Annotated in this window: 28 protein-coding genes and 1 tRNA gene; 8 read left to right on the forward strand and 21 right to left on the reverse strand. The window is 37.6% G+C overall.

Features of this window, described 5'->3' with window-relative positions:
• Positions 1–6 precede the first annotated feature (6 nt).
• Positions 7–1,314, reverse strand: a complete 1,308-nt coding sequence (gene rpoN / locus AC1DTM_RS03065; RefSeq protein ID WP_078173400.1) for an RNA polymerase factor sigma-54 — start codon at positions 1,312–1,314, stop codon at positions 7–9.
• A 258-nt stretch (positions 1,315–1,572) separates the two neighbouring features.
• A tRNA-Arg gene (locus tag AC1DTM_RS03070) sits at positions 1,573–1,648 on the reverse strand.
• 309 nt (positions 1,649–1,957) lie between these two features.
• Here AC1DTM_RS03070 and AC1DTM_RS03075 point away from each other — a divergent pair.
• The 8 genes from AC1DTM_RS03075 to clpP all read left to right on the forward strand — a co-directional run bounded on the left by AC1DTM_RS03075 (position 1,958) and on the right by clpP (position 6,558).
• Positions 1,958–2,164, forward strand: a complete 207-nt coding sequence (locus AC1DTM_RS03075) for a DUF1657 domain-containing protein (protein ID WP_000216167.1) — start codon at positions 1,958–1,960, stop codon at positions 2,162–2,164.
• 107 nt (positions 2,165–2,271) lie between these two features.
• A complete protein-coding gene (locus tag AC1DTM_RS03080; RefSeq protein WP_002159909.1) occupies positions 2,272–2,760 on the forward strand; it encodes a YhcN/YlaJ family sporulation lipoprotein in 489 nt (162 codons plus the stop codon).
• A 28-nt stretch (positions 2,761–2,788) separates the two neighbouring features.
• Positions 2,789–3,265, forward strand: a complete 477-nt coding sequence (spoVAC, locus tag AC1DTM_RS03085; RefSeq protein WP_002112810.1) for a stage V sporulation protein AC — start codon at positions 2,789–2,791, stop codon at positions 3,263–3,265.
• The gene (gene spoVAD / locus AC1DTM_RS03090; protein WP_002159908.1) at positions 3,266–4,282 is read left to right on the forward strand and encodes a stage V sporulation protein AD; all 1,017 of its coding nucleotides are present in this window, start codon (positions 3,266–3,268) and stop codon (positions 4,280–4,282) included. It abuts the gene before it with no gap.
• Positions 4,279–4,629: a stage V sporulation protein AE gene (gene spoVAE / locus AC1DTM_RS03095; RefSeq protein ID WP_002112813.1), complete on the forward strand. Its 351-nt coding sequence runs from the start codon at positions 4,279–4,281 to the stop codon at positions 4,627–4,629. Before spoVAD ends, spoVAE begins: the two co-directional genes overlap by 4 nt.
• A gap of 11 nt (positions 4,630–4,640) precedes the next feature.
• Positions 4,641–4,847: a DUF1657 domain-containing protein gene (locus AC1DTM_RS03100; protein WP_016106600.1), complete on the forward strand. Its 207-nt coding sequence runs from the start codon at positions 4,641–4,643 to the stop codon at positions 4,845–4,847.
• 20 nt (positions 4,848–4,867) lie between these two features.
• A complete protein-coding gene (locus tag AC1DTM_RS03105; protein WP_016106601.1) occupies positions 4,868–5,737 on the forward strand; it encodes a DUF421 domain-containing protein in 870 nt (289 codons plus the stop codon).
• A 239-nt stretch (positions 5,738–5,976) separates the two neighbouring features.
• On the forward strand, positions 5,977–6,558 hold the full coding sequence (gene clpP, locus AC1DTM_RS03110) for an ATP-dependent Clp endopeptidase proteolytic subunit ClpP (protein WP_002159906.1): 582 nt from the start codon (positions 5,977–5,979) through the stop codon (positions 6,556–6,558).
• Positions 6,559–7,064: 506 nt separating this feature from the next.
• On the opposite strand, the gene AC1DTM_RS03115 is transcribed toward clpP, so the two are convergent.
• The 19 genes from AC1DTM_RS03115 to AC1DTM_RS03205 all read right to left on the reverse strand — a co-directional run.
• The gene (locus tag AC1DTM_RS03115; RefSeq protein WP_002144903.1) at positions 7,065–7,313 is read right to left on the reverse strand and encodes an HPr family phosphocarrier protein; all 249 of its coding nucleotides are present in this window, start codon (positions 7,311–7,313) and stop codon (positions 7,065–7,067) included.
• 23 nt (positions 7,314–7,336) lie between these two features.
• Positions 7,337–8,287, reverse strand: a complete 951-nt coding sequence (gene whiA / locus AC1DTM_RS03120) for a DNA-binding protein WhiA (RefSeq protein WP_477000039.1) — start codon at positions 8,285–8,287, stop codon at positions 7,337–7,339.
• An 88-nt stretch (positions 8,288–8,375) separates the two neighbouring features.
• The gene (locus tag AC1DTM_RS03125; protein WP_016106602.1) at positions 8,376–9,329 is read right to left on the reverse strand and encodes a gluconeogenesis factor YvcK family protein; all 954 of its coding nucleotides are present in this window, start codon (positions 9,327–9,329) and stop codon (positions 8,376–8,378) included.
• A gap of 3 nt (positions 9,330–9,332) precedes the next feature.
• Positions 9,333–10,214, reverse strand: coding sequence for an RNase adapter RapZ (gene rapZ / locus AC1DTM_RS03130; protein ID WP_002016084.1), 882 nt, complete (start codon positions 10,212–10,214; stop codon positions 9,333–9,335).
• A 20-nt stretch (positions 10,215–10,234) separates the two neighbouring features.
• Entirely contained in the window at positions 10,235–10,693 is a 459-nt protein-coding gene (locus tag AC1DTM_RS03135) for an NUDIX hydrolase (RefSeq protein WP_002124062.1), read from the reverse strand.
• 215 nt (positions 10,694–10,908) lie between these two features.
• Positions 10,909–11,715, reverse strand: coding sequence for a DUF368 domain-containing protein (locus AC1DTM_RS03140; protein ID WP_002068336.1), 807 nt, complete (start codon positions 11,713–11,715; stop codon positions 10,909–10,911).
• Positions 11,716–11,876: 161 nt separating this feature from the next.
• Positions 11,877–12,833: a thioredoxin-disulfide reductase gene (trxB, locus tag AC1DTM_RS03145; protein WP_002089563.1), complete on the reverse strand. Its 957-nt coding sequence runs from the start codon at positions 12,831–12,833 to the stop codon at positions 11,877–11,879.
• Positions 12,834–12,917: 84 nt separating this feature from the next.
• Entirely contained in the window at positions 12,918–14,429 is a 1,512-nt protein-coding gene (locus AC1DTM_RS03150) for a tetratricopeptide repeat protein (RefSeq protein ID WP_016106604.1), read from the reverse strand.
• Positions 14,430–14,574: 145 nt separating this feature from the next.
• Positions 14,575–15,081, reverse strand: a complete 507-nt coding sequence (locus AC1DTM_RS03155) for an acyltransferase (RefSeq protein ID WP_002159900.1) — start codon at positions 15,079–15,081, stop codon at positions 14,575–14,577.
• Positions 15,082–15,188: 107 nt separating this feature from the next.
• Positions 15,189–15,836 (reverse strand): pyrophosphatase PpaX, encoded by a 648-nt coding sequence (gene ppaX / locus AC1DTM_RS03160; RefSeq protein ID WP_016106605.1) that lies wholly within the window; start codon positions 15,834–15,836, stop codon positions 15,189–15,191.
• 66 nt (positions 15,837–15,902) lie between these two features.
• Positions 15,903–16,715: a prolipoprotein diacylglyceryl transferase gene (gene lgt, locus AC1DTM_RS03165; RefSeq protein WP_002034719.1), complete on the reverse strand. Its 813-nt coding sequence runs from the start codon at positions 16,713–16,715 to the stop codon at positions 15,903–15,905.
• A gap of 24 nt (positions 16,716–16,739) precedes the next feature.
• Positions 16,740–17,669, reverse strand: a complete 930-nt coding sequence (hprK, locus tag AC1DTM_RS03170) for an HPr(Ser) kinase/phosphatase (protein WP_002016091.1) — start codon at positions 17,667–17,669, stop codon at positions 16,740–16,742.
• Positions 17,670–17,825: 156 nt separating this feature from the next.
• On the reverse strand, positions 17,826–18,206 hold the full coding sequence (locus tag AC1DTM_RS03175; RefSeq protein WP_002112828.1) for a phage holin family protein: 381 nt from the start codon (positions 18,204–18,206) through the stop codon (positions 17,826–17,828).
• Between the two features lie 187 nt (positions 18,207–18,393).
• Positions 18,394–21,264, reverse strand: coding sequence for an excinuclease ABC subunit UvrA (uvrA, locus tag AC1DTM_RS03180; protein WP_201040380.1), 2,871 nt, complete (start codon positions 21,262–21,264; stop codon positions 18,394–18,396).
• A gap of 5 nt (positions 21,265–21,269) precedes the next feature.
• Positions 21,270–23,246 (reverse strand): excinuclease ABC subunit B, encoded by a 1,977-nt coding sequence (gene uvrB / locus AC1DTM_RS03185; protein WP_016106607.1) that lies wholly within the window; start codon positions 23,244–23,246, stop codon positions 21,270–21,272.
• Positions 23,247–23,539: 293 nt separating this feature from the next.
• Entirely contained in the window at positions 23,540–24,160 is a 621-nt protein-coding gene (locus AC1DTM_RS03190) for a hypothetical protein (RefSeq protein WP_477000040.1), read from the reverse strand.
• On the reverse strand, positions 24,157–24,918 hold the full coding sequence (locus AC1DTM_RS03195; RefSeq protein WP_477000041.1) for a MerR family transcriptional regulator: 762 nt from the start codon (positions 24,916–24,918) through the stop codon (positions 24,157–24,159). The genes AC1DTM_RS03190 and AC1DTM_RS03195 overlap by 4 nt, the downstream gene beginning before the upstream one ends.
• Before the next feature lie 100 nt (positions 24,919–25,018).
• The gene (locus AC1DTM_RS03200) at positions 25,019–25,246 is read right to left on the reverse strand and encodes a hypothetical protein (RefSeq protein WP_002159893.1); all 228 of its coding nucleotides are present in this window, start codon (positions 25,244–25,246) and stop codon (positions 25,019–25,021) included.
• Positions 25,247–25,266: 20 nt separating this feature from the next.
• The coding region (locus tag AC1DTM_RS03205; protein ID WP_477000042.1) for an ATPase at positions 25,267–25,563 on the reverse strand (297 nt) is incomplete at its 5' end.

Genomic DNA, 25,563 nt, shown 5'->3' on the forward strand with positions numbered 1-25,563 from the left:
CTTCACCTATCCAATTGTTTTTCTTAGAGACGAAGCAGGAATATGCATTTGTTCTCTATATTTCGCAACCGTTCTGCGAGAAATAACGATCTCATGCTCTTCTTCTAATAATTTTGAAATCTTTTGATCCGAAAGTGGCTTTTTCTTATTTTCTGCTCCAACAAGCGTTTGAATGAATTGTTTCACACGCTTTGTAGAAACCGCCTCATCTTCCGTCGTAGAAATAGAATTACTAAAGAACGATTTCATCTCAAATAAACCATGCGGCGTTTGCACATATTTATTACGCGTTGCACGACTAATTGTAGACTCATGCACACCTAACTCTTCCGCCACCTCTTTTAAAGCAAGTGGTTTTAAATACTCTGGACCTTTCCAGAAGAAATCATGCTGTTTTTCCATAATAATATTCATCACTTGTAAGAGTGTTTGTTTTCTCTGTTTCAAACTGCGCATAATCCATTGCACATGTTGATACTTTTCAGATACATATGAAGCAACTTCACTCTCACTATTATTTAGTAACGCACTATACTCAGAGTGAATCTCAATTCTCGGCATATTCCGTTCGTTCATTTGTAAAACGAGACGATCGCCATCTTTTTTTACCGCCATATCAGGCACAATATAAAGTGGTTTATCAGAAGAAAATGCAAGACCTGGTTTCGGCTGTAATGATGTAATACAGTTCACCGCATCCTGTAATTCCTCGTTAGTACACTTCAACACTTGAACGAGCTTTCGCCAATCTTTCTTAACGAAATAATTAAAATAATCATCTATAATTTCTTCCGCTAAACCATTTCTTCTTTGTAAGCGCTTCAATTGGATTGATAGACATTCCTGAATATTACGCGCACCTACCCCTGCTGGCTCTAACGATTGAACAAGCTCCACAGAACGGTCCACTACATCAATTGGCGCAGAAAGAAGCTCTGATAACTCTTCATTTGTTTCTTGTAAATAGCCATTTCCATCCATGTTCATAATAATGAAAGAAGCTGCTTTTCGCTCTTCTTCATCTATTTTATAATACTGTAGTTGATTTAATAAATGTTGCTGAATCGTTGTAGAATCCACACTGTAGATTTCCATTTGATTCTCGACTTGTTTGCCGGTACTTTTACTTGTGTTAGAGCTCTTTTTCTTCTCCCTCTCGAAACCACCTAACTCAATAAGGGGATTCTCTAACGATTGCTCATATAAAAACTCCGATAATTCTTGTACATTATACTGGAGCATTGTAATCGCTTGCCTTAACTCTTGTGTCATTGCCAAACGTAAGCTTTGTTCTTGTAAAAGACTTGCCTTCAAACTAATCTCCCCCTTGTTTCTATTGTACAATAAGTTTGGTAAAAGGAGAATCCTATCGCAGACACCCATTCCAAAATATTATTAATTTATATGTATTAATGAGATTTACATCTTACAACCGAAAAATGAATAATATTGAAAGAAAATAATAACGCGTAAAAATTATTACCACATACTAATAGTAATTCTTATAACCAGATATAACAAGAGAGAAATAAAAAAGTCCTAACCTACAAAACGTAAGTTAGGACTTTTTGACGCGCCCAGAGGGATTCGAACCCCCGACAGACGTGGTACCGGAAACCACCGCTCTATCCGACTGAGCTATGGGCGCATGATAAAATTTTATAAACCGTTTATTATCAAGGTTTTAAGCCTTCTTCTATTCCGCTTTTCCACATTTAATTGCTTGCGAAAAACCTCTAATAGAAGTGAAATATAACAAGTAAAGACCTGCTTATTTTCTTCTCATAATAATAGCAATAAAATCCATCTAAATCAATAAAAATATCCCCTTAATCCTTTATATACCTTAGCTAGGAGCCTATAAAACATGTCCTCCCCCTAAATTTTCCAATCATAAATTCACCCCAATTCACAAATTATAATCTTTGAATTGATATTCCAAAGGGGGCTTCATTCAATGACTGTAATTACAAAACTAAAGCAAACTGTTTCTGGATTAAAAAGTGCACAAGCTAGCTTAGAGGGATTCGCTCTTGATACGGATAACCAACAAGCAAAGCAACTTTTCCAAACGGCTGCGCAGCAAACACAAACAATTATTGATTCTTTAAATCCACGTGTTGAAGAAGTCCAGCAAGAAGAACCACAATACACACAGCAATAACCAAAAGTGCCATTTCATCTAATGGTACACAATTTGAGAAAAAGGATGATATGCAATCATCCTTTTTCTCTCAAATTACATACTGCAATAGAAATGGAATGATTATAATGCGAAAACTCGGCCTCATAACCGCGTTATTTGTTCTTCTATTCGGTTCACTTACCGGATGCGATAATAGCCCGTTAGATAAAAAAGTAAAGAAAGAAGAAGCTAAGCGAACAGATGAAAAAAAGGGCCCAAAGTTAACAAAAATGAGTACAGAATCCTTTAATCAATCTATATCGCAAGACGCTAAGAAAAAAGCCCTAGCTATAGATGGCATTATAAAAGCTACCGCAGTTAATACCAATTTAGATCTTTACATAGCCGTCAAACCTGAACATCATGAAAGATTTGGTTTAAAGCCTTTACGAAGTAAATTAAAAAAGAAATTAAGTGATGAAAATCCTACTTTCGATATTCGTGTAAGTACAGACAAAAAGATTTTTATGCTCCTAGAAGAACTTGAAAACAAAATTAAGAACAAGAAAGTAAGTAAGGATGGCATTAAAGAACAATTGAAACTCATTCAATCAGAAATGGGATCTAATATTTAAGCTTTCTAAAAGAAAAGGAAGGATTGCCATGTCTAGTAAAGATAAAAACTTAACTCCTGTACAACAGGAATATAAAAAATTCGCGCAAGAACGAGAACCGAAGCGTCCTGTCTTAAAAAATTGTATAAAAGCTTTTTTCGTTGGTGGTTTCATTTGCTTCATCGGGCAACTTATTTCTACTTTTTACATCACGTATTTTGATTTCACTGAGCGCTCAGCAGGGAATCCGACAGTAGCAACTCTAATTTTCATTTCCATGTTACTAACTGGATTCGGTATATACGATCGTTTTGGACAATTTGCTGGGGCAGGCACAGCGGTACCAGTTACCGGTTTTGGTAATTCTGTTATCGCAGCATGCATTGAACACCGAACGGAAGGGTTCGTCCTAGGTGTTGGCGGTAACATGTTTAAATTGGCTGGCTCTGTTATTTTGTTTGGTGTATTTTCTGCTTTCGTCATCGCACTTATTAAAACGATTCTCGTTCAATGGGGAGGGCTATAAATGTTACAAGGACACCGAACATGGGTATTTGAAAACAAACCAGTCATTATCTCAACCGGGGTAGTCGGTGGACCATTTGAAGCGAAAGGTAATATCCCTGAAGACTTCGACACCCTCCATGAAGATTTATGGCTTGGACAAGATTCTTACGAAAAGGCTCACAAAATTTTATTTGAAGAAGCTTGTAGCCGTGCTACAGAGAAAGCAAAACTTCGAAAAGACGATATTCAATTCGTACTCGCAGGAGATTTAATTAATCAAATAACCCCAACGAGCTTTGCATGTCGTACACTCGGAACACCTTATCTTGGATTATTTGGAGCTTGCTCTACTTCTATGGAAGGATTAGCGCTCGGCGCAAGTATTGTAAATGCAAAAGGCGCAAAATATTTATTAACTGGAGCATCAAGCCATAACGCTGCCGTGGAAAAACAATTCCGTTACCCAACTGAATATGGTGGACAAAAGCCCCCTACTGCACAGTGGACAGTGACCGGTGCAGGTGCAGCAATTTTAAGTGATACAGGAAATGGTCCAAGAGTAACTTCCGCCACAATTGGGCGAGTTGTTGACATGGGTTTAACAGATCCGTTTAATATGGGCGGTGCGATGGCCCCAGCTGCTGTCGATACGATTGAAGCCCATTTACGCGAACGACAAATCGACGCCTCTTATTACGACTTAATCGTAACAGGTGACCTTGGACATGTAGGACGCGAAATCGCTTACGACCTACTACATAAACACGGTACAAAAGTAAAGAGCGAACAATTCCAAGATTGCGGAATCATCATTTATAGAGAAGGTCAACCTGTCATAGCTGGCGGAAGTGGTCCAGGATGTTCTGCAACAGTCGTGTACGGACATTTATTAAATAGAATGAAAAAGGGAGAATTCAAAAAAATGCTAGTTGTTGCAACAGGTGCTTTACTATCTCCACTTACATTCCAACAAGAAGAAACAATTCCATGTATCGCTCATGCTGTATCGATCGAATTTGGAGGTGCAACACAATGATTTTTTTCTGGGCTTTTGTTATTGGTGGACTTATATGTGTAATTGGTCAACTTATGTTTGATGTGGGTAAACTTACTCCTGCCCATACAATGGCAACACTCGTTGTTGTTGGGGCTATATTAGATGGATTCAATCTATATGAACCATTAATTGATTTTGCGGGTGCAGGAGCAACTGTACCAATTACAAGTTTCGGTAACGCCCTCGTTCACGGCGCTATGGAAGAAGCTGCAAAACATGGAATTGTCGGCGTTATTACCGGTATGTTTAAAGTAACAAGCGCTGGTATTTCTGCTGCTATCATTTTTGGATTCATCGGAGCATTGCTATTTAAACCGAAAGGATAAGAGGTGTTTTCATGACTGTTATCGCTAGTGTAAAAACATGCCTCGCTAGTTTAAGGGGGGCTCAAGCAAGCTTAAGTTCCCTTTCGTTAAATTCAGAAGACGAAGAAACAAAACGCGTCTTTCACGAATGTATGTTAGAAATGGACAGCGTCATCGCTGATTTAAAGGATAGAGTTTCATTATTAGAACGTGAAGAACCTCAATATAAAGGGTTTTAAGTAGACTGGAGGAAATGACTATGTCTCACCTGCCCGAATGGACACTCGTTATTCTTCGCTCTGTATTCATATTAATCATTTTATTCGCTATTACGAAATGGTTAGGGAAAAGACAAATCTCTCAGCTCTCCTTTTTTGAATACATAGCCGGAATGACAATCGGTGACATCGCTGCCCAAGTATCTACAGGGCTCGATTCAAAATTTTTCCACGGCGTCTTTGCGATACTCATTTTCGCTGTAGTACCTTTTTTCACAGGTATTCTTTCCTTAAAGAACAAAACAGCTAGAGATTTTTTTGAAGGGAAGTCTACCGTTTTAATAAAGGATGGTAAAGTACTTGAGGATAATTTAAAGAAAGAAAAGTATACAAGCGACGAGTTACTCGAGCTTCTCAGAGGAAAAAGTGCATTCAACATAGCTGATGTAGAATTTGCTGTGCTAGAACCGAGCGGGGAATTAAATGTATTATTGAAGAAAGATCGTCAACCACTTACAGCAAAAGATATCAGCTTAAAAGTGCCAAACGAAAAAGAATCACAAACTGTAATTATGGATGGAAATGTATTAGATGAACCTCTTTCAGCAAGTGGACATAACCGCGCTTGGTTACATTCTGAATTAGAAAAACTCGGCGTTGTCATTGAAAATGTATTTCTCGGTCAAGTTGACTCATACGGACAACTTACTATCGACATTTATAATGACAAACTTCAAATGCCTTCTCCTCAAAACAAACCTTTACTATTGGCATCTTTAAAAAAATGCCATGCTGACCTTGAACTATTTTCTTTAGAAACAAAATCGAAATCAGCAAGTGAAATGTATAGTAAAAACGCGAAACAAGTCGAAACAATTTTAAATAAAGTAACCTATCTTTTAAAAGAATAAATACCGAAAGAACGCTTCAGTAAAAAGGCGTTCTTTTGCCTTTTCCACACCTTTAATCACGTTTAAATTTATGTAATTCGGTTATGATGTTGAAGATACATAAGCAGGGAATTTTAAAAACATAGCGAATAAATCATGATACAACTACATATTTTTTTGATTTAAAGTGGTTTCGTTTGACCTTTATTGACCATAATTGTATTATAAACTAATAAAGCTTTCAAAGGAGGAAATAACAGATGAATTTAATTCCTACAGTAATTGAACAAACAAATCGTGGAGAACGCGCTTACGATATTTACTCTCGACTATTAAAGGACCGCATCATTATGCTTGGTAGCGCAATTGATGACAACGTAGCAAACTCAATCGTTTCCCAGCTTTTATTCTTGGAATCTCAAGATCCAGAAAAAGATATTCACATCTATATCAACAGCCCTGGTGGTTCTATCACAGCTGGTATGGCAATTTACGATACAATGCAGTTTATTAAACCACAAGTATCAACAATCTGTATCGGTATGGCTGCATCTATGGGTGCATTCTTACTTGCAGCAGGTGAAAAAGGAAAACGTTTCGCTCTTCCTAACAGTGAAGTAATGATTCACCAACCACTTGGCGGTGCACAAGGTCAAGCGACTGAAATCGAAATCGCTGCAAAACGCATCCTATTCTTACGCGAAAAATTAAACCAAATTCTTGCTGACCGCACAGGTCAACCACTTGAAGTTCTACAACGCGACACAGACCGCGACAACTTCATGACAGCAGAAAGAGCTCTAGAATACGGCTTAATCGATAAGATCTTTACAAGTCGTTAATACTTAAAAGCGGAAGCGGCTCGTTCAGAATGAGAGGGGGATGGAGCTTCTGACAAAGAGGTGCTTTTTACCTCGACGGAAGAAGCGAAGCCACCGATCATTCTAGCCGCTGGAGCTGGATATAACTAAAAGCGGAAGCGGCTCGTTTAGAATCGCAGGGCGCCTAAGCCCCTGATTCCGAGGCGCTTTTTGCCTCGAATGAAGGGGCGAAACGACCGGAGATTCTAGCCACTGGAGCTGGATATAACTAAAAGCGGAAGCGCCCTGTCAACAGGGCGCTTTTTTTATTATGTACAAGGGCAGCGCATAACCCACTCAGTATCCAATCAAATATATCCGCGATTTTTTAATTTTATCGGCGTTTCGACACAACTTGTCGACTTACCGACAATTTCCGACAAGCGCGAACTAGCTACATACCCCACCGATCATTCATTACCCCACACCAGCCAAGCTGCTCACAAATAGCAGAATAAAAAAAGCTATCGCACATTCGCGATAGCCTTTTATTGTACATATGCAGCTAATGCTTCCAAAGCCTCTTCTGCATCTGAACCTTCTGTTGTGATTGTAATCATGCTACCAGTTCCGATTGCTAAGCTCATAATCCCCATTATGCTCTTTGCATTAACTGTCTTTCCATCTTTCTCAATGAAAATATCAGAATGAAAGCGATTTGCCTCTTGTACAAACAACGCAGCCGGACGTGCTTGTAAGCCGTTTTTTAATGCAACTTTAACCACTTTTTGAACCACAGCTCCATTTCCCCTTTAACCTCTTATTTTTTTGCTACCGTTTCCCCCGCGCGTAATTTCTCTGCAATTCCATCGATTTTACGCAAACGATGATTAATACCCGATTTACTAATTTTCCCCCCGGATACCATCTCACCTAACTCTTTCAATGTTACATCTTGATAATCTCTTCGTAACTGTGCAATTTCTCTTAATTTATCTGGCAAAATATCAAGCCCAACGGTCTCATCAATATAGCGGATATTCTCAATTTGCCTTAGCGCTGCACCAATTGTTTTATTTAAATTAGCTGTTTCGCAGTTAACTAAACGATTTACCGAATTACGCATATCGCGAACAATTCGAATATCTTCAAATCTTAAAAGTGCATTATGAGCACCTATAATATTTAAAAATTCTGTAATTTTCTCAGCTTCTTTCAAATACGTAATGTACCCTTTTCTTCTTTYCAACGTCTTACTATTTAAATCAAATCCGTTCATCAGTTCACATATAGAATCATTATGTTCCTTATATAACGAAAAGATCTCTAAATGATAAGATGATGTTTCTGGGTTATTTACCGAACCACCTGCTAAAAATGCACCGCGTAAATACGATCGTTTACAACATTTCTTCTCGATTAATTCCTGCGATATATTTCGAATAAACGAAAAGTCATCTCGAACAATGTGAAGATCTGCTAATATTTCGCGAGACTTCTCAACAAGCCGCACGATATATACATTATTTTTCTTCAATCGCATTTTTTTACGAACAAGTAATTCTACCGTCACATCATATCCTTTTTTCAAGAGCGTATAAATCCTTCTTGCAATTGCTGCATTTTCCGTTTGAATATCGATAGATAGGCGACGGTTTGAAAAAGAAAGCGATCCGTTCATTCGAAGCAACGCCGATAATTCTGATTTCTCACAGCATTCCTTCATTTCAAGGTTGGTCAACTCTTTCTTTGTTTCTGATGCAAATGACACAGTCAACACCTCCTTATACTATTACTTGGGAACAAAAATCTTGTCCTATATGAATGAGGAGCGTTACCTCAAACGAGGCAACGCACATTTATAACAATGAATATAAAATAGAAGCTAATTTTAATGTATCATGTCTTACAACACGCTCATCATATTTCGCTAATCGCTCTTGAATGATTTCGATATTATGTTCAGCAAAACGATCTGTATCCAGTGCAACTGGTTCCGACATTTCTTCCTCATATAACTTACGTAATTCACGAGGAATATCACGATTATTTACAATCGCAGTGTCGATAAATGGTTTACCTAAATGATCATGTAACGCCTGCACATGATCAAACGCAGTATAACCCTTCGTTTCGCCCGCTTGCGTCATAACATTACATACATATACCTTCTTCGCTTTTGCAGCAAGAACAGCATCTCCAATTTTGTTAACAACTAAATTCGGTAATATACTTGTGTACAGACTTCCTGGACCGAAAACAAGCAAATCAGCTCGTTTAATTTCCGTCAACGTTTCACATAAAGGTTCTACATCTTCTGGAGTTAAAAAGACACGATTAATCTTCTTCCCGTAATAAGGAATCTTTGATTCACCTGTTACAATTTCTCCATCTTCTAATTCTGCATGAAGTACCGCACTTTGATTCGCTGCTGGTAATACACGTCCTCTGACATTTAATACTTTACTCGTTTCCGTAATCGCGTGGTAAAAGTCTCCTGTAATCGAAGTCATACCTGCCAATAGTAAATTTCCTAAAGCATGCCCTTTCAGTCCGTCTCCAGTTGTAAAACGGTGCTGAAATAAAGCTTCCACTAATGGTTCTACATCCGATAACGCAACAAGTACGTTACGAATATCACCTGGAGGTGGAATTGCTAGCTCATCACGTAGTCTACCTGAACTGCCTCCATCGTCGGCTACTGTTACAACCGCTGTAATATCAACAGGGTATTGTTTTAAACCTCTTAATAAAACAGAAAGTCCAGTTCCACCTCCCATGATAACAATTTTAGGTTTTCTCTCTTTTTTCATCCCTTAATGGCCCTTTCTCTTCTCCACATCACGATGAGATACATGAACGCTATACTCTGGTTTCAAATGTTTCCCAAGGTACTCTGTAAGCGTAACAGAACGATGTTGCCCACCTGTACATCCAATCGCAATTACAAGTTGACTCTTACCTTCTCTTTTATAATGAGGCAGCATGAAAGTGATAAGATCCGTCAATTTCTCTAAAAACTTATGTGTTTCATTAAATTTCAACACATACGACGAAACTTCTTCATCCAGTCCTGTTAATGGCTTCATATGTGGAATATAATATGGATTTGGTAAAAAACGAACATCAAATACTAAATCAGCATCAATTGGAATTCCGTACTTAAATCCAAATGACATAACATTTACACGAAATGCTTGCTCAGTTTCTGTTGAGAATAAGTGAACAATTTTCTCTCGTAATTCTTTCGGTTTCAAATCAGATGTATCAAGCACAATATTCGCTCGCGCCTTCATATCAGTTAATAGACCACGCTCAGCTTCAATTCCCTTTAACGGCAAGCCAGTTGGCGCAAGTGGATGTGAACGTCTCGTTTCTTTATAACGAGTTACAAGTGTGCTATCTTTCGCATCTAAAAATAAAATATGAGGAATAATCCATGTACGTTCTGATAAATCATCAAGTGCTCCCCATAAATATTCAAAAAACTCTCGGCCACGTAAATCAATACCGAGTGCTACTTTATTCATTTTACCTTTTGAATCTGCCATAAGTTCAATAAACTTCGGCAATAACATCGGTGGTAAATTATCTACACAAAAATATCCTAAATCTTCAAAACTTTGTAACGCTACCGTTTTTCCAGCTCCAGACATCCCTGTAATAATTACCATTTTTATATCATTATTCTCTGTCATCGTATCCTCTCCTTGCAGGTTTAACTCGGATCTAATCGATATGAAAGCAACTCAAAATCTGGGGTATATACAAATGTACCGTAGATTATACCATTCCCTTTAATTAAATAATCAATAATGTGATAATCTCCTGGTGCCATTGCTAAATCATCAATTTTATCAAATGTATGCCAACCAATGATGCCTTCTTCGCTCTCTAATTTGTTTTCTCCTGCAAAATCTGTTGCTAAAAAGGAGAACATCATCCATTCAGAAACAACTTTATCACCTTCTTGGATGACAAAAGTGAAGACCCCTTTTAATGCTGGATTCTTTAAATAAATACCTGTTTCTTCACGATACTCGCGAACAACGGTATCTCTTACTGTCTCACCACGCTCCATTTTCCCGCCCGGTGCAACCCACCAATTTCGGCGAGGTTTTTGGAGTAAGAGTACTTCATTATCTCTAATTAACACACAGTTTGTCACTCTTTGCATGTTTCTTCACCTCAGCTACTTGCAGCAAAATTTCTCACTGCATACTCATTTCATTATACTATCAAAAACAGTTTGCTACAACGAAGGTGCCAGTCCCCTTTCGCTAAGCAATTGTAAAAATTTTTTCTATAACAAGCAATCAAAATGCCTTACTTCCCATGAAAAATACATAAAAATCCCCTTAACGATAAAAATCGTTAAGGGGATTAAAACACTTATTTCTTACCGAAATAAGTAACAACCGCAAATCCTAAAATAAAAGTAATAATTGAACTTACAATTGAAATGCCACCAGTCGGAATGCCAGGGAACACAATGACAATCGACCCGATAACGAGCCCAATAATTGCCGCAAATGTCATACTTTTATAACGATCTAACAAATAACTAATTCCTTTACTACTTACAACAAATCCGGCCATCACGCCGGCACCGATAACCAGGATTAACGGTAAATTGAGTGTAGTTAAAGCGTTAATTGCTGTTGGATACACACCAATAATTAATAAAATAAACGATCCACTAATTCCAGGAAGAAGCATAGCCATACTAGCCATCCATCCTGCGAAAAATAAACCAATTGCATTTAAAATTGTTAACGTCGTAATCGGATCAGCTGCCTTATCTGGTTTAAAGAATGCTGTTATTGCAACAAGAATTGCTGCAATTATTAATAAGGCAATATGACTACCTTTAAACGTTGCCTTTGCATCAGCTTCTCTCATTAACATCGGTAATATACTAATAATTAAACCGAGGAAGAAAAATTGAGTCGGTTCATAATGATTTGCTAATAAATATTTAATAACGTGACTTAACGTTAGAAAAGCTGCCGCTACACCAGCTGCAAGTGGGATTAAAAACGCTAAATGTTTTTTCCATTCACGGCTAAAGAATCCGCTAATTGCTGCGAGCAATTGTTCATAAATCCCTAACACAACAGCGATTGTTCCGCCGCTCACACCAGGAATTAAATCACTAACGCCCATACAAAATCCACGATATATATTACGCCATTCCATACTGAATAAATTCCTCATTTCTTATAGTGATTTTTTCCGTAAAGTCCAGTATATCAATAAGAAATCTTATAATCCTAATTGTTTTTGACAAAACTTTGACATTTCCACAAAAAAAAGAAAGCTCCTATCGGTAGCTTTCTTCTCAAAAGGTATATTACCCCTTATTTTTCTGTTACAGTTTTTAATTCTTCTACTAACTCTTCTATATAATGCTGTGCACTTTGTGCTGCAATACTACCATCACCTGTTGCAGTTACAATTTGACGAAGCATTTTTTCACGAACATCACCAGCTGCGAAAATACCAGGAACTTTCGTTTCCATACGCTCGTTCGTTTCAACATAACCATTTTCGTTTGTAATACCTAACTCAACAAACGGTTTTGATAGTGGTAGCATACCGATGTATATGAAAACGCCGTCAGTTTTAACTTCTTGTTCTTCTCCGCTGTTTACATCTACAAGTGTTACGCTTCCTACTTTACCATTTGCATCGTTAATTTCTTTTATAGTGTGATTCCAAATGAAATCTACTTTCTCATTTTGGAAAGCACGATCTTGTAAAATTTTCTGTGCACGAAGAGTGTCACGACGGTGAACGATTGTTACTTTTGATGCGAAGCGTGTTAAGAACACACCCTCTTCAACAGCAGAATCTCCGCCGCCAATAACAACAAGTTCTTTCCCTTTAAAGAATGCACCATCACATACTGCACAATACGATACACCGCGGCCGCCAAGTTCTGTTTCACCTGGCACACCAATTTTTTTATACTCTGCACCGCTTGCAACGATAATTGCACGTGCTTTATATTCTTTTTTACCAGCAATAATTGTTTTGTACTCTTTACCATCGATGATTGCTTTCACATCACCGTATGCATATTCAGCACCAAATTTCTTCGCATGCTCAAACATTTTATTTGATAAGTCTGGTCCTAAAATAGACTCATAACCTGGATAGTTCTCTACATCTTCTGTATTTGCCATTTGTCCACCTGGAATACCACGCTCAAGCATCAGTGTGCTTAAATTCGCACGAGATGTATATACCGCAGCTGTCATACCAGCTGGTCCTGCACCAATAATAATGACATCATAAATTTTTTCTTCTGACACACTATTCACTCCCATTCATTCATACACATTAAGTTACCCTCATTATACTGTTAGCATCATTTTTTTCCCAATGATTTGCCTACCCTACGTGTGCGTGCGCTTAACAGCTTGCACATACTTTCGTACAGTCGCTACAGATACATTATATACATCACCAAGCTCTGCCTGTGTCATCTTATTTCTTTGTTCGCCGCGCACAATATATTCAATTGCCGCTGACCAACCGTACACATTTGTAAAAGTCGCTCCAGATGTATATAAACGTATGAACGTACAAAACCAAAAATTTAAACACTCTTCGATTAATTCATCGTCTTTTTTCGTATAATTGTATAATGCATCCGCGATTCGTACGCACTGTTCAAATTGCTGTAAATCAGCTGGGATGCTTTTATGACTATTAAGTAAAAAGAAATATTTTGCAAGTTGCGATACGATTGGAACACCATTTTTCGCTTGCGTTACATTAAAGAAGAACCCAACCTTCTCTGGTGTTGACAATTCATTCATTAAATATAAAGCTAGCATTTTCTCTTCTAGCGTCGTACTTTTCTGAAATGATTTTCGTAACTCTTCAAATAAAAGATTTTGTCCTTCATCTGCTAAATTCAGTGCATTCCACGGTTCTTTTCCTTTTTTATCAGGATGCAATTCTACAACATGTTGCCACATTTTTTCAGCTACTTGCTGTTCCTTCACCATATACGCAGAGTATGCAAACCAGTAATAAAAACTAACGTCTCCCTCGTATCCTTGACGCTTTAATACTTTGAACCATTTATATGCAGGTTCAAAATGACCAATTGTTGCAAGCGTTGTTCCAAGTTTCAAACGATGCTCAAATGAAATTGGATATACCGAAACTAACTGCCCTGCTAATGACTCTACTTGCTTATGCTCTCCAATTGAATATAGAAAAATAAGCGTATTACAAAGCGCATGCATATTACCAGGACTTTTCTCTAAAATCATTTCTGTTAACTTAAGCGCTTGATCTACATTACCTGATTGAAAATGTGCAATCGCTAAATTATTATGGCCCGACCAAAATTCTGGATATTCTTTCGTAACAACTTCTAGTGTAGCAATCGCCTCTTCTAATTGTCCGTTACGAATGTAGCGGTTCGCTTCTTCTTGCATAACAATTAGCTCATCTTCATCCTCAATCTCTTCCGCACCCATTGCTTCTTCTTCCATAATCTCAAGCAATTCTAATGTATCTTCTACGAATTCCTTCTCTTCCGCAACTTCTAAATATCGCTCTGCATACTTCTTCGCCTGTTGAAACAAGCCCATATATGCATAATTATTTGAAATAAAATAATAGCATTGCTCAAGTTCAGGATTGGATTTAACAAGCTTTAGAAATATCTGATTCGACTCTTGATATTCACCAGATTCAGATAATGCTATTGCTAGTTGGCATAAAATAAATGGCTCCTTCTCGCTTTGTGACGCTCTTCGAAAATATTTAATTGCATCTTGCAATTTTTGCCCTTTATAAGCCCTCATCCCTTTTTTATAAAAGAATTCCGCTAATTGATTAAAAGAGATAACTTGTCCGCTCTCCTTATATATTCTTTGATTTTTCCCCATATATCCTCCAGTTTTTTGTTTTCTTCGCTCACACATTCTTCTATCTATAAGTATAAACGATTCCGTAAAAAACAAAACAGTATATTATAATCAAATATTTCCTTTTTATTCATAAAAAGAGAAGAGAAATGTTACATTTTTAACATCAACCTTCTCTAGTAGGCATTTCCTCTTTCGTATAAATAATACGCATCGGATTTCCGCCTACGAAAGCGCCGCCTGGTACATCTTTATGGACAAGTGTGCCTGCAGAAACGATAGCACCATCTCCAATCGTCACACCTGGTAAAACTGTCGTATTCGCTCCGATCATAACTTCATTCCCTATGACGATTTCTCCGAGTCGATACTCACGAATTAAATATTCATGCGCTAAAAGCGTTGTATTATAGCCGATAATTGAATTGTCTCCCACAGTAATCTTTTCTGGAAACATAATATCTGGCATTACCATAAGTGCAAACGACGTTTTCTTTCCTACTTCCATCCGTAAAAACGTGCGATATAACCAATTCTTCACGGATAAAAATGGCGTGTAACGTGCGATTTGGATGATAATAAAGTTTTTCATTACCTTCCAAAAAGAAACTGTTTTATACACATTCCACAATGAATTTTCTCCTGAAACAGGATAGCGCGTTGTCCGTCGCACTGAACTCTCTCCTCTACTTATATAAAGTGACACTTTAACCGGTAGGAACCCTTTTCCCCACTGATTACTAACTCTCATCAATCAAGCATTTACAGGCAGGAATCTTACTACCCATTAATACGGGACAAAATCGGTAGTAAATCACTCATTTTATCTAGCACATAATCTGGTTTATACGCTTCTAAATATGCTCTACCTTTCAATGTCCATGAAACCGCTACTGTTTTCGTACCTGCATTTTGTCCACCGACGATATCATGATGATTATCACCAACCATCAATGTTTCTTCTGGCTTTGCATCTAATAATTTCAATGCTTTTTGAAGTGGTTCTGGATGTGGTTTCACATGTTCCACATCATCAATCGTCACGACAACATCAAAAAACTGATCAAGTTTCGAAAGCTTTAATCCCATTTCAACCGTCTGTCTCGCTTTCGTTGTAACGATGCCGATCTTATAACCTTGCTTCTTCAATTCTTGAACCGTTTCATATACAGTTTCATATTCTTCCACTAATTCATCATGATGCTCATGATTAAATTGACGATAACATGTAATCATCTCTTCAACCTTGCTTGCATCAATCTTACTAAAAGTGTCGTGCAAAGATGGACCGATAAATCCTAATACATCTTCACGCTTATACTGATTAGAATAATAGTGATTTAACGTATGTAAAAAAGAAGAGATAATAAGTTCATTTGTATTAATTAACGTTCCATCTAAATCAAATAACACTGTATTTATTTTCATCGTCCTTAATCCTTTCATTACCTGAATATGAAAGAAGCAGCATCTTATATAAGATGCTACTTTTCTCTAATTTTCTAAATATCTTTTATCAGCTTGCCCCATTTTTCGTCTCACAATAATGAAAATGATAGAAATAACAACAATTCCAATAGACATTACTTGTGCAATACGAAGTGGTCCTAACATTAAACTATCTGTACGCAAGCCTTCTACGAAGAAGCGTCCCACTGAATACCAAATTAAATATGTGAAGAATAATTCACCACGGCGTAAATTCACTTTTCGTAACGCGAGTAGTAAAATAACACCTGCAAAATTCCATAATGATTCATATAAAAACGTTGGGTGATAATACACACCATCAATGTACATTTGATTAATAATGAAATCTGGTAAATGAAGACCTTCTAAAAACTGTCTCGTTACTTCATCACCATGCGCCTCTTGGTTCATAAAGTTTCCCCATCGGCCGATTGCTTGTCCTAGTAAAATACTCGGCGCAGCAATATCCGCTAACTTCCAGAATGAAAGCCCGCGTCTTTTCGCAAAAAGGATTCCTGTAATAACAGCCCCGATTAAACCACCATGAATCGCCAAACCACCTTGACGAATATTAATAATTTGACTCGGATTTTGCGAATAATATTCCCATTCAAAAATGACATAATACATTCTCGCAAAAAGAATCGCAATTGGTACTGCAATTAATACAAGATCGATAAATGTATCTTTATGAATACCAAGCCTTTCTCCCTCGCGAGTTGCTAGCCAAAGACCTAATAGCACACCTGTACCGATAATAACCCCATACCAATAAACAGGGAACGGTCCAAGTTGGACTGCTATACGGTCAAGCTGTGGTACAGAACCTAACAGCATATATATGACCTCCCTCTCCAGAGTCTACTCTTGATTTCCTAACTCAATCGCACTCATTAATCGTTCAGAGAACTGCTGTGCCGCATTGACTCCCATACGTTTTAATCTGAAGTTCATCGCTGCTACTTCAATAATAACAGCCAAGTTTCGACCAGGACGAACTGGAAGTGTAATCTTCGTAAGTTCTGTATCAATAATCTTCATCTTCTCTTCATCAAGACCTAAGCGATCATAATTTTTCTTTTGATCCCAAATTTCAAGATTAATAACAAGCGTAATACGTTTATAATTTCGTACTGCCCCTGCACCGAATAACGTCATTACGTTAATGATACCTAGACCACGAATTTCTAATAAATGCTCAATTAAATCTGGTGAGCTTCCTACTAATGTGTCTTCATCTTCTTGACGAATTTCTACGCTATCATCCGCAACAAGGCGGTGACCACGCTTTACAAGTTCAAGCGCTGTCTCACTTTTCCCGACACCACTTTGACCTGTAATTAAAACACCCACGCCATAAATATCTACTAACACACCATGAACAGCTGTTGTTGGCGCTAACTTACCTTCTAAATAGTTTGTTAAACGACTTGATAATCTCGTCGTCGTTTGAGCTGAACGTAATAAAGGCACGCCTGATTCACGTGATGCTTGTAATAACTCATCCGGTACATCTTGATTACGAGTTACAATAATACAAGGCGTCTCTTCAGTACAAAGCGCTTTCATTCTCTCTTGCTTTTGCTCTGTCGTTAACGTATCAAAGAACGTAAGCTCCGTTTTTCCAAGAAGCTGCACACGATCAGCTGGATAATATGTAAAAAATCCTGCCATTTCAATTCCAGGTCGTGATAAATCACTCGTATCAATCGGACGATGAATCCCTTCTTCACCACTTACTAACTCCAATTGAAATTGTTCAATTAAATCTTTTGTCCTTACTTTCGGCATATGTATAAACCTCCACTCCGCTGCGGGTTCAGTCTCATTTGATGTAAAATTCCATTCTATCGGATATTGTACCATTTTTTTCTGGAAACAAGAAACATGGTTTCTAGTAAATAGAAAAAAACATTTCATATGAATCATGAAATGTTTTTCTTTTTGTCATTTTCTCTTTTTTTCATGTAATGGTTCAACAATTACTTTTTCAATTATCATATTAAAAATCGAAATACAAATCGCCGCAACAATCGCTACACCAAATCCAGATATATTAAAGGCGTCCCCTAATAATGAATCCGTCATCTTTAACGTAATCGCATTAATAACGATTAAGAAGAAACCGAAAGTTACAAGAGTAATTGGTAGCGTAATTAAAATTAAAAGTGGCTTTACAAATACGTTTAAAATCGCCAATATAATACTCGCAATAATTGCAGTTTGTATATTTGCTATGTAAAATGCGTCTGGTGCAAGCCCCTTTAAAAGTCCGGATACAGCGATTAACACAACGCTATTTACAAGAAGTGATACAATCCATCTCATTTCCTTACACATCCTTTTAACATATATATTTCATCATACGCTAATAGCTAATAAACGCAAGCAACATGCAAACTCTTATACCAATTTATTCTATTCTTTATACTTGTATACCTACTAACAATCTTACCAGTTTTCCTTAGTGAAATAAAAACCGAGCGTCATTCCCACTCGGTTTTCATGAATAAACTTATTGCGATAACTCTACTTCTTTTATTTTCTCTTTCATTCTTGCTTTATCACGATCTAAAATCTCTTTTAAATACTTACCTGTATATGAGCGCTCTTCTTTCACTACTTGTTCTGGCGTTCCGGAAGCAACGATTTGTCCGCCTTTGTCTCCGCCTTCTGGTCCAAGGTCAATGATATAATCAGCTGTTTTAATAACATCTAAATTATGCTCAATTACAAGTACCGTCTCGCCACTCTCAACAAGACGCTGCAACACTTCTAGAAGACGTGCAATATCATGTGCATGTAAGCCAGTCGTTGGCTCATCTAAAATGTATAACGTACGCCCTGTAGAACGACGGTGCAATTCAGAAGCTAATTTCACACGTTGCGCTTCACCACCTGATAACGTCGTAGCTGGTTGCCCTAATTTCATATAGCCAAGCCCTACATCTACAAGCGTTTGAAGTTTACGCTTAATTTTCGGGATATTAGCAAAGAACTCTACCCCATCTTCAATTGTCATCCCTAACACTTCAGAAATATTCTTATCTTTATATTTCACTTCTAACGTTTCACGGTTGTAACGTTTACCGTGACAAACTTCACACGGAACATACACGTCTGGTAAGAAATGCATTTCGATTTTAATAATTCCATCACCACGACACGCTTCACAACGGCCACCTTTTACGTTAAAGCTGAAGCGCCCTTTTTGATACCCACGTACTTTCGCTTCATTCGTTTGTGCAAATACATCACGAATATCATCGAATACACCTGTATATGTTGCTGGGTTGGAACGTGGTGTACGCCCGATTGGTGATTGATCAATATCAATAACTTTATCTAACTGCTCAAGACCTTTAATTTCTTTATGAGCCCCTGGCTTCGCTTTCGCTTTATATAGCTTTTGAGCTAATGATTTGTATAGTACTTCATTAATTATCGTACTTTTTCCAGAGCCAGATACGCCTGTTACTGCTACAAATGTTCCTAGAGGGAATGACATTTTCGCATTCTTTAAGTTATTTTCTTTCGCACCGACAATCTCCACTTTACGTCCGTCACCTTTACGTCTTTCAAGTGGTACCGGAATAAATTCTTTACCGCTTAAATATTTCCCAGTTAATGAATTCTCGTCTTGCATAACTTCAGCTGGTGTACCTGCTGATACAACTTGACCACCATGAATACCTGCACCAGGTCCGATATCAAGTAAATAATCAGCAGCCATCATCGTATCTTCATCATGCTCAACAACGATTAACGTATTTCCTAAATCACGCATTTCCTGCAATGTACGAATAAGACGATCATTATCACGCTGATGTAAACCGATAGAAGGCTCATCAAGAATGTAAAGTACGCCAGTAAGGCGAGAACCAATTTGTGTCGCTAAACGAATACGCTGCGCCTCACCACCTGATAAAGTTCCTGCGGCACGACTTAACGTTAAATAATCTAAACCGACGTTCACTAAGAACCCAACACGTTCCTGAATTTCTCTTAAAATTAAATGAGCAATTTTTTGTTGTTTCTCCGTTAACTCAACAGTTGAGAAGAACTCCTGTACTTCTTGAACAGAATATTTCGTTACATCGGCAATCGTTTTATCACCAACGAAAACAGCTAAACTCTCAGGCTTTAAGCGTCCACCTTTACACTTCGGACAAGCTTGCTCTGCCATATATTTCTCCATTTGCTCACGAATATAATCAGAACTCGTCTCACGATAACGACGCTCAATATTCGGAATAACACCTTCAAATAAAATCTCATTTTCCTTTACTTGACCAAATTCATTCACATAGCGGAAATAAAGCTTCTCTTCCCCGCTTCCGTACAGCACTTTATCAAATAAATCCTTCGGTATATCTTTCACCGGCATATCCATATCGATGCCGTAATGATTACACACAGATTTTAATAATTGCGGGTAATATTGTGAACTTGTCGGTTCCCAAGGAGCAATCGCATGTTCATTTAATGATACATCCCAGTTCGGAATAACAAGTTCTAAATCTACCTCTAACTTCGATCCAAGTCCATCACAAGAAGGACACGCGCCGAACGGACTATTAAACGAAAACATACGCGGCTCTAATTCTCCGATTGAAAAACCACAATGTGGACAAGCATGATGTTCACTAAACAGAAGTTCTTCCTCTCCCATTACATCGATTAAAACTCGGCCCCCGCCAAGCTTTAAAGCACTTTCTAGTGAATCTGCAAGTCGGCTTGCAATTCCTTCTTTCACAACAATACGGTCAATAACAACTTCAATTGAATGCTTCTTATTTTTTTCTAAAGTAATCTCTTCCGATACATCCAGCATCTCTCCATCAACGCGCACACGAACATAACCTTGCTTCTTAATATCTTCTAATACTTTCGCATGCGCACCTTTACGCCCTGACACGATAGGCGCTAGCACTTGCAACTTCGTACGTTCAGGATATTCAAGAACACGGTCTACCATCTGTTCCACTGTTTGTGATGTAATTTCAATTCCATGATTCGGACAAATTGGCGTACCAATTCGTGCAAATAATAAACGTAAATAATCATAAATCTCCGTTACCGTTCCAACCGTTGAACGAGGATTACGACTCGTCGTTTTTTGATCAATTGAAATCGCTGGAGATAAACCTTCAATCATATCAACATCGGGCTTATCCATTTGCCCTAAAAACTGGCGCGCATACGCAGATAAAGATTCCACATATCTACGCTGCCCTTCTGCATAAATCGTATCGAATGCTAACGATGATTTCCCCGAACCAGACAATCCCGTCACAACAACAAGCTGATTTCTCGGAATGGTTACGTCAATATTTTTTAAATTATGCGCTCTAGCACCTTTTACAACAATAAAATCTTTACTCACTCTTTTCACCCTTCCGCTTTTAATTCTAATAGTAAATCTCTTAATTCAGCTGCACGCTCGAAATCTAATGCCTTTGCTGCTTCTTTCATCTCTGCTTCCATCTTCGCAATTGTATTTTCACGTTCTTTTTTCGTCATCTTCTTAGCTGGTGTTGCTTCATATATTTCCGTATCCTCAGCTGCTGTTGTCGCACGAATAACGTCACGTACTCCTTTTTGAATCGTTTTCGGCGTAATACCATGCTTTTTATTGTAAGCTTCTTGTATACTACGACGACGCTGTGTTTCTTCAATTGCAATTCCCATTGATCTCGTTATGCGATCTGCGTACATAATAACGCGGCCGTTTGCATTACGCGCCGCACGACCAATTGTTTGAATTAATGAACGCTCTGAACGTAAGAAACCTTCCTTATCAGCATCTAAAATAGCTACAAGTGATACTTCTGGAATATCTAATCCTTCTCGTAATAAGTTAATACCGACAAGTACATCAAACTTACCAAGGCGAAGATCACGGATAATTTCAATACGCTCTAATGTTTTAATTTCAGAGTGAAGATAATTCACTTTAATTCCTACATCTTTTAAATAGTCCGTTAAATCCTCTGACATTTTCTTCGTTAAAGTCGTAATTAATACGCGTTCATTTTTCGCAATCCGGTCATGGATTTCTCCTAATAAATCATCTATTTGTCCTTCAATTGGTCGTATATCAATTGGTGGATCTAAAAGCCCTGTTGGACGAATAATTTGTTCTATTGCTTTCGGTGACTGCTCTAACTCGTACGGTCCTGGCGTTGCCGAAACGTAAATAACTTGATTCGTTTTCTCTTCAAACTCATCAAACGTGAGCGGTCTATTATCTAAAGCTGATGGCAGACGGAATCCATGATCAACAAGCACTTGCTTACGTGCTTGGTCCCCGTTATACATCGCTCTTACTTGCGGAACCGATACGTGCGACTCATCCATAACGATTAAGAAATCCTCTGGAAAATAATCTAAAAGCGTATACGGCGTTGAACCTGCTGGACGAAGTGTTAAATGACGGGAATAGTTTTCAATCCCTGAACAAAAGCCCATCTCGCGCATCATTTCTAAATCATAACGCGTTCGCTGTTCTATGCGCTGCGCCTCTAACAACTTACCGTTATCATTTAATTCTTTTAAACGCTCTTCTAATTCTTTTTCGATATTTTCAATAGCGACCTTCAGCTTTTCTTCACGTGTAACGAAGTGAGATGCCGGGAAGATTGCTACATGATCACGTTCTGCTAATACTTCACCCGTTAATGCATTTACTTCTCGAATACGATCGATTTCATCACCGAAAAATTCAATTCGAATACAGTGTTCGTCAAGTGATGCCGGAAAGATCTCAACTACATCTCCGCGCACACGGAATGTACCACGCTTGAAATCAATATCATTACGTCCATACTGTACATCAACAAGTTCACGAAGTAATTGATTACGGTCCTTTTCCATACCAACTCGAAGTGAAACAACTAACTCGCGGTATTCTTCCGGAGAACCTAAACCGTATATGCATGACACACTCGCAACGATAATAACATCATCTCGTTCAAATAAGGAAGACGTTGCCGAGTGGCGTAATTTATCAATTTCATCGTTAATTTGCGCATCTTTTTCAATAAACGTATCCGTATGTGGCACGTACGCTTCCGGCTGATAATAATCGTAATAACTAACAAAATACTCCACAGAATTGTTAGGAAAGAAATCTTTCAGCTCACTATATAACTGCCCTGCTAACGTTTTATTATGAGCCATCACAAGTGTTGGCTTCTGCACTTCTTTAATGACATTTGAAATCGTAAATGTCTTACCCGTCCCTGTCGCTCCAAGCAACACTTGCTTTTTCTTTCCACTATTAATTCCCTCTACAAGCTTCTCTATCGCTCCCGGCTGATCACCTTGCGGGGAATATTCTGAGATAATTTCAAATGGATGTTCCAACTAAAAACCGACCTCCTCATAAAAATCTGTATTATTATTTTACCACGAATGCCCATAAAAAACCTAAAAAAAACGAACAGATATTCGGTAAAACTTTCGACAAGTTATACATAGAAAAAGGAAGGAGAACACATTTCTTTCCTCATCAAACTTTCTCCAACATTAACGAGCAGTCGACCCCACACTAATTAAAGTTTTACTTCATTTTAAAGAGACATATAAAACTAGCTCTTTTTCCTACTGTCATCCTCTCCTATACAAACTATTGGTATACTAGAAAAAGCTACTTTCCTCTATGAAAGTAGCTTCTTATTTCCTTTCTCCTTCTTCGGAAAAATAACATATGAAAATGAAATCGCAGTATCCGCTAAAAGAATAATAGCCCATACTTGGCTTACACGGCTTGCTGTTTTATTTAAAACGATTCCTGACTCTAACCAATTTCCCCACTGTTCTACTGGAATAAGCCCATACATGAAGAAAAGGAATATATGAACCGCAACAAACAAAATAAGATGTAAAACCCAATTTTTTATTTCCTGCTTCGCATGCGCCATCCCTGTTACTTCAAGTGGTTCTTCGATAATAGGCGCCGGTTCATTCCGCCACTTCGCAACTAATTTTTGTACATATATATCTAATTTCTTCAAATCCTTTTTCCCATAAAAAACTGCATATAATAAAATGATTACCGTAATGATTTGAAAATTAGAGAACTTCCCTGTTTGATAATAGTCCAATACCCCTAAAGTTAAAATAAACACTTCATTTATGAGTAGCACAATCCCCATAATAAAGCTCGCCTTTTTCAAGCGAAATCCATACCTTAGTAAAAAGAATCCGATAGCTGATAGCCAAAATACAATCTCTGCACCAATTAAAAAATACCATCGATATTCTGCGAGTATACTCATTTATCTCTCTCCCTTTCATCATATATACGAAAAGCCTCATCCATATATACTAGAAGCTCTTCCTCAATTGGATACATACTCATTTTCTGTGAATCTTCTTTTGATTTTCTTACTTCCCACAATTTATCTAAAAATGCTTCATCACCATTAGCCATCTCTAAACACTTCTGCATTAATTTCTTCGTTGCCTCTTGTACTTCATCACACGATGCTTCCTTACCGTCTTTCATAAAATTACGTAATTGCTTTAATAAATCTACCCACTCTAACACATTCGGATCTTCCTCACTCATATTTGGCAAATTATGAAGTAAATCTTGCTCTTCTTTCGAAAAGACTTCATTTTGAAATATTTCACGTATACGAGGAGACTGTTTCGAAAGCTGAATAAGCTCAAACATAACTTTCCAATCCAGTTCTCCCTCCACATCTACCGAATAAACAACCGCTTGTAAAACACGCTCCATTCGATTAAACTTCTTTTGTTCTTCCTGTACAAATCTAAGTTGTTTTTCAAGCGAACCTTTTAAATTGAGCTCACCTGTTACTAACATATTCGCAACCTCTTTTAATGAAAAACCCATTTCTTTTAAAAATAAAATTTGYTGCAAACGAATAACATCTCTCTCGCTATATAACCGATGTCCTCCATCAGTTTTTCCACTCGGCTTTAATAAATCGATTTGATCATAATAACGTAACGTCCTTACTGTAATTCCTGTTTCCCTCGTTAGTTCTTGAATTGAAATCAACTCCATCACCTCTTCTCCTTCATTATAAAAGGTGACGTAACGTAACTTTCAAGTAGTTTGTAAAAAAAATACAAAAAGCTGTTTATACCTTTTGTATAAACAGCTTTTATGGAAGAAAACCCTTTTGTATAGCGCGTCCACAAGATAAAATAATTGCCCCAACAACAACACTTGTTGCTGTTTTATGATAATGCGCTAAAATTAATAAATAGTATGATAAACCTACAGCACCAATCATAATACATACACTTGGCACTGGATTGCGAGAGAAGTTTTGCATCCCCCACAAAAGTGCAAATATAGCCGTAGCGACACATAACACCGCTAATCCCATCCTGTTTCCCCTTTATATATTTATTTAATTCCCCTTGCTGCTAATACACTCGTCGATGCCATGCTAATTAACAGTCCGAAAATAACTATATATAATAATTCATTCACATCCACGATTTGTCTATCTAAATACTTATTTACAGAAAGATACGCGATAAAAAACAAAAAGAAACCTACCATACAAGCCGTAAAATATTGCTGCATTTTTTTCATGATTCTCTCATCTAATGCAGGTACACCTTCTTCTTTCCATCGCTTTCGCTCCTTATACTCAGACACAGCGTATAAACTAATAAGGGCTACATTTGAAATCAATAT

Source organism: Bacillus sp. P4_D3, assembly GCF_056401855.1.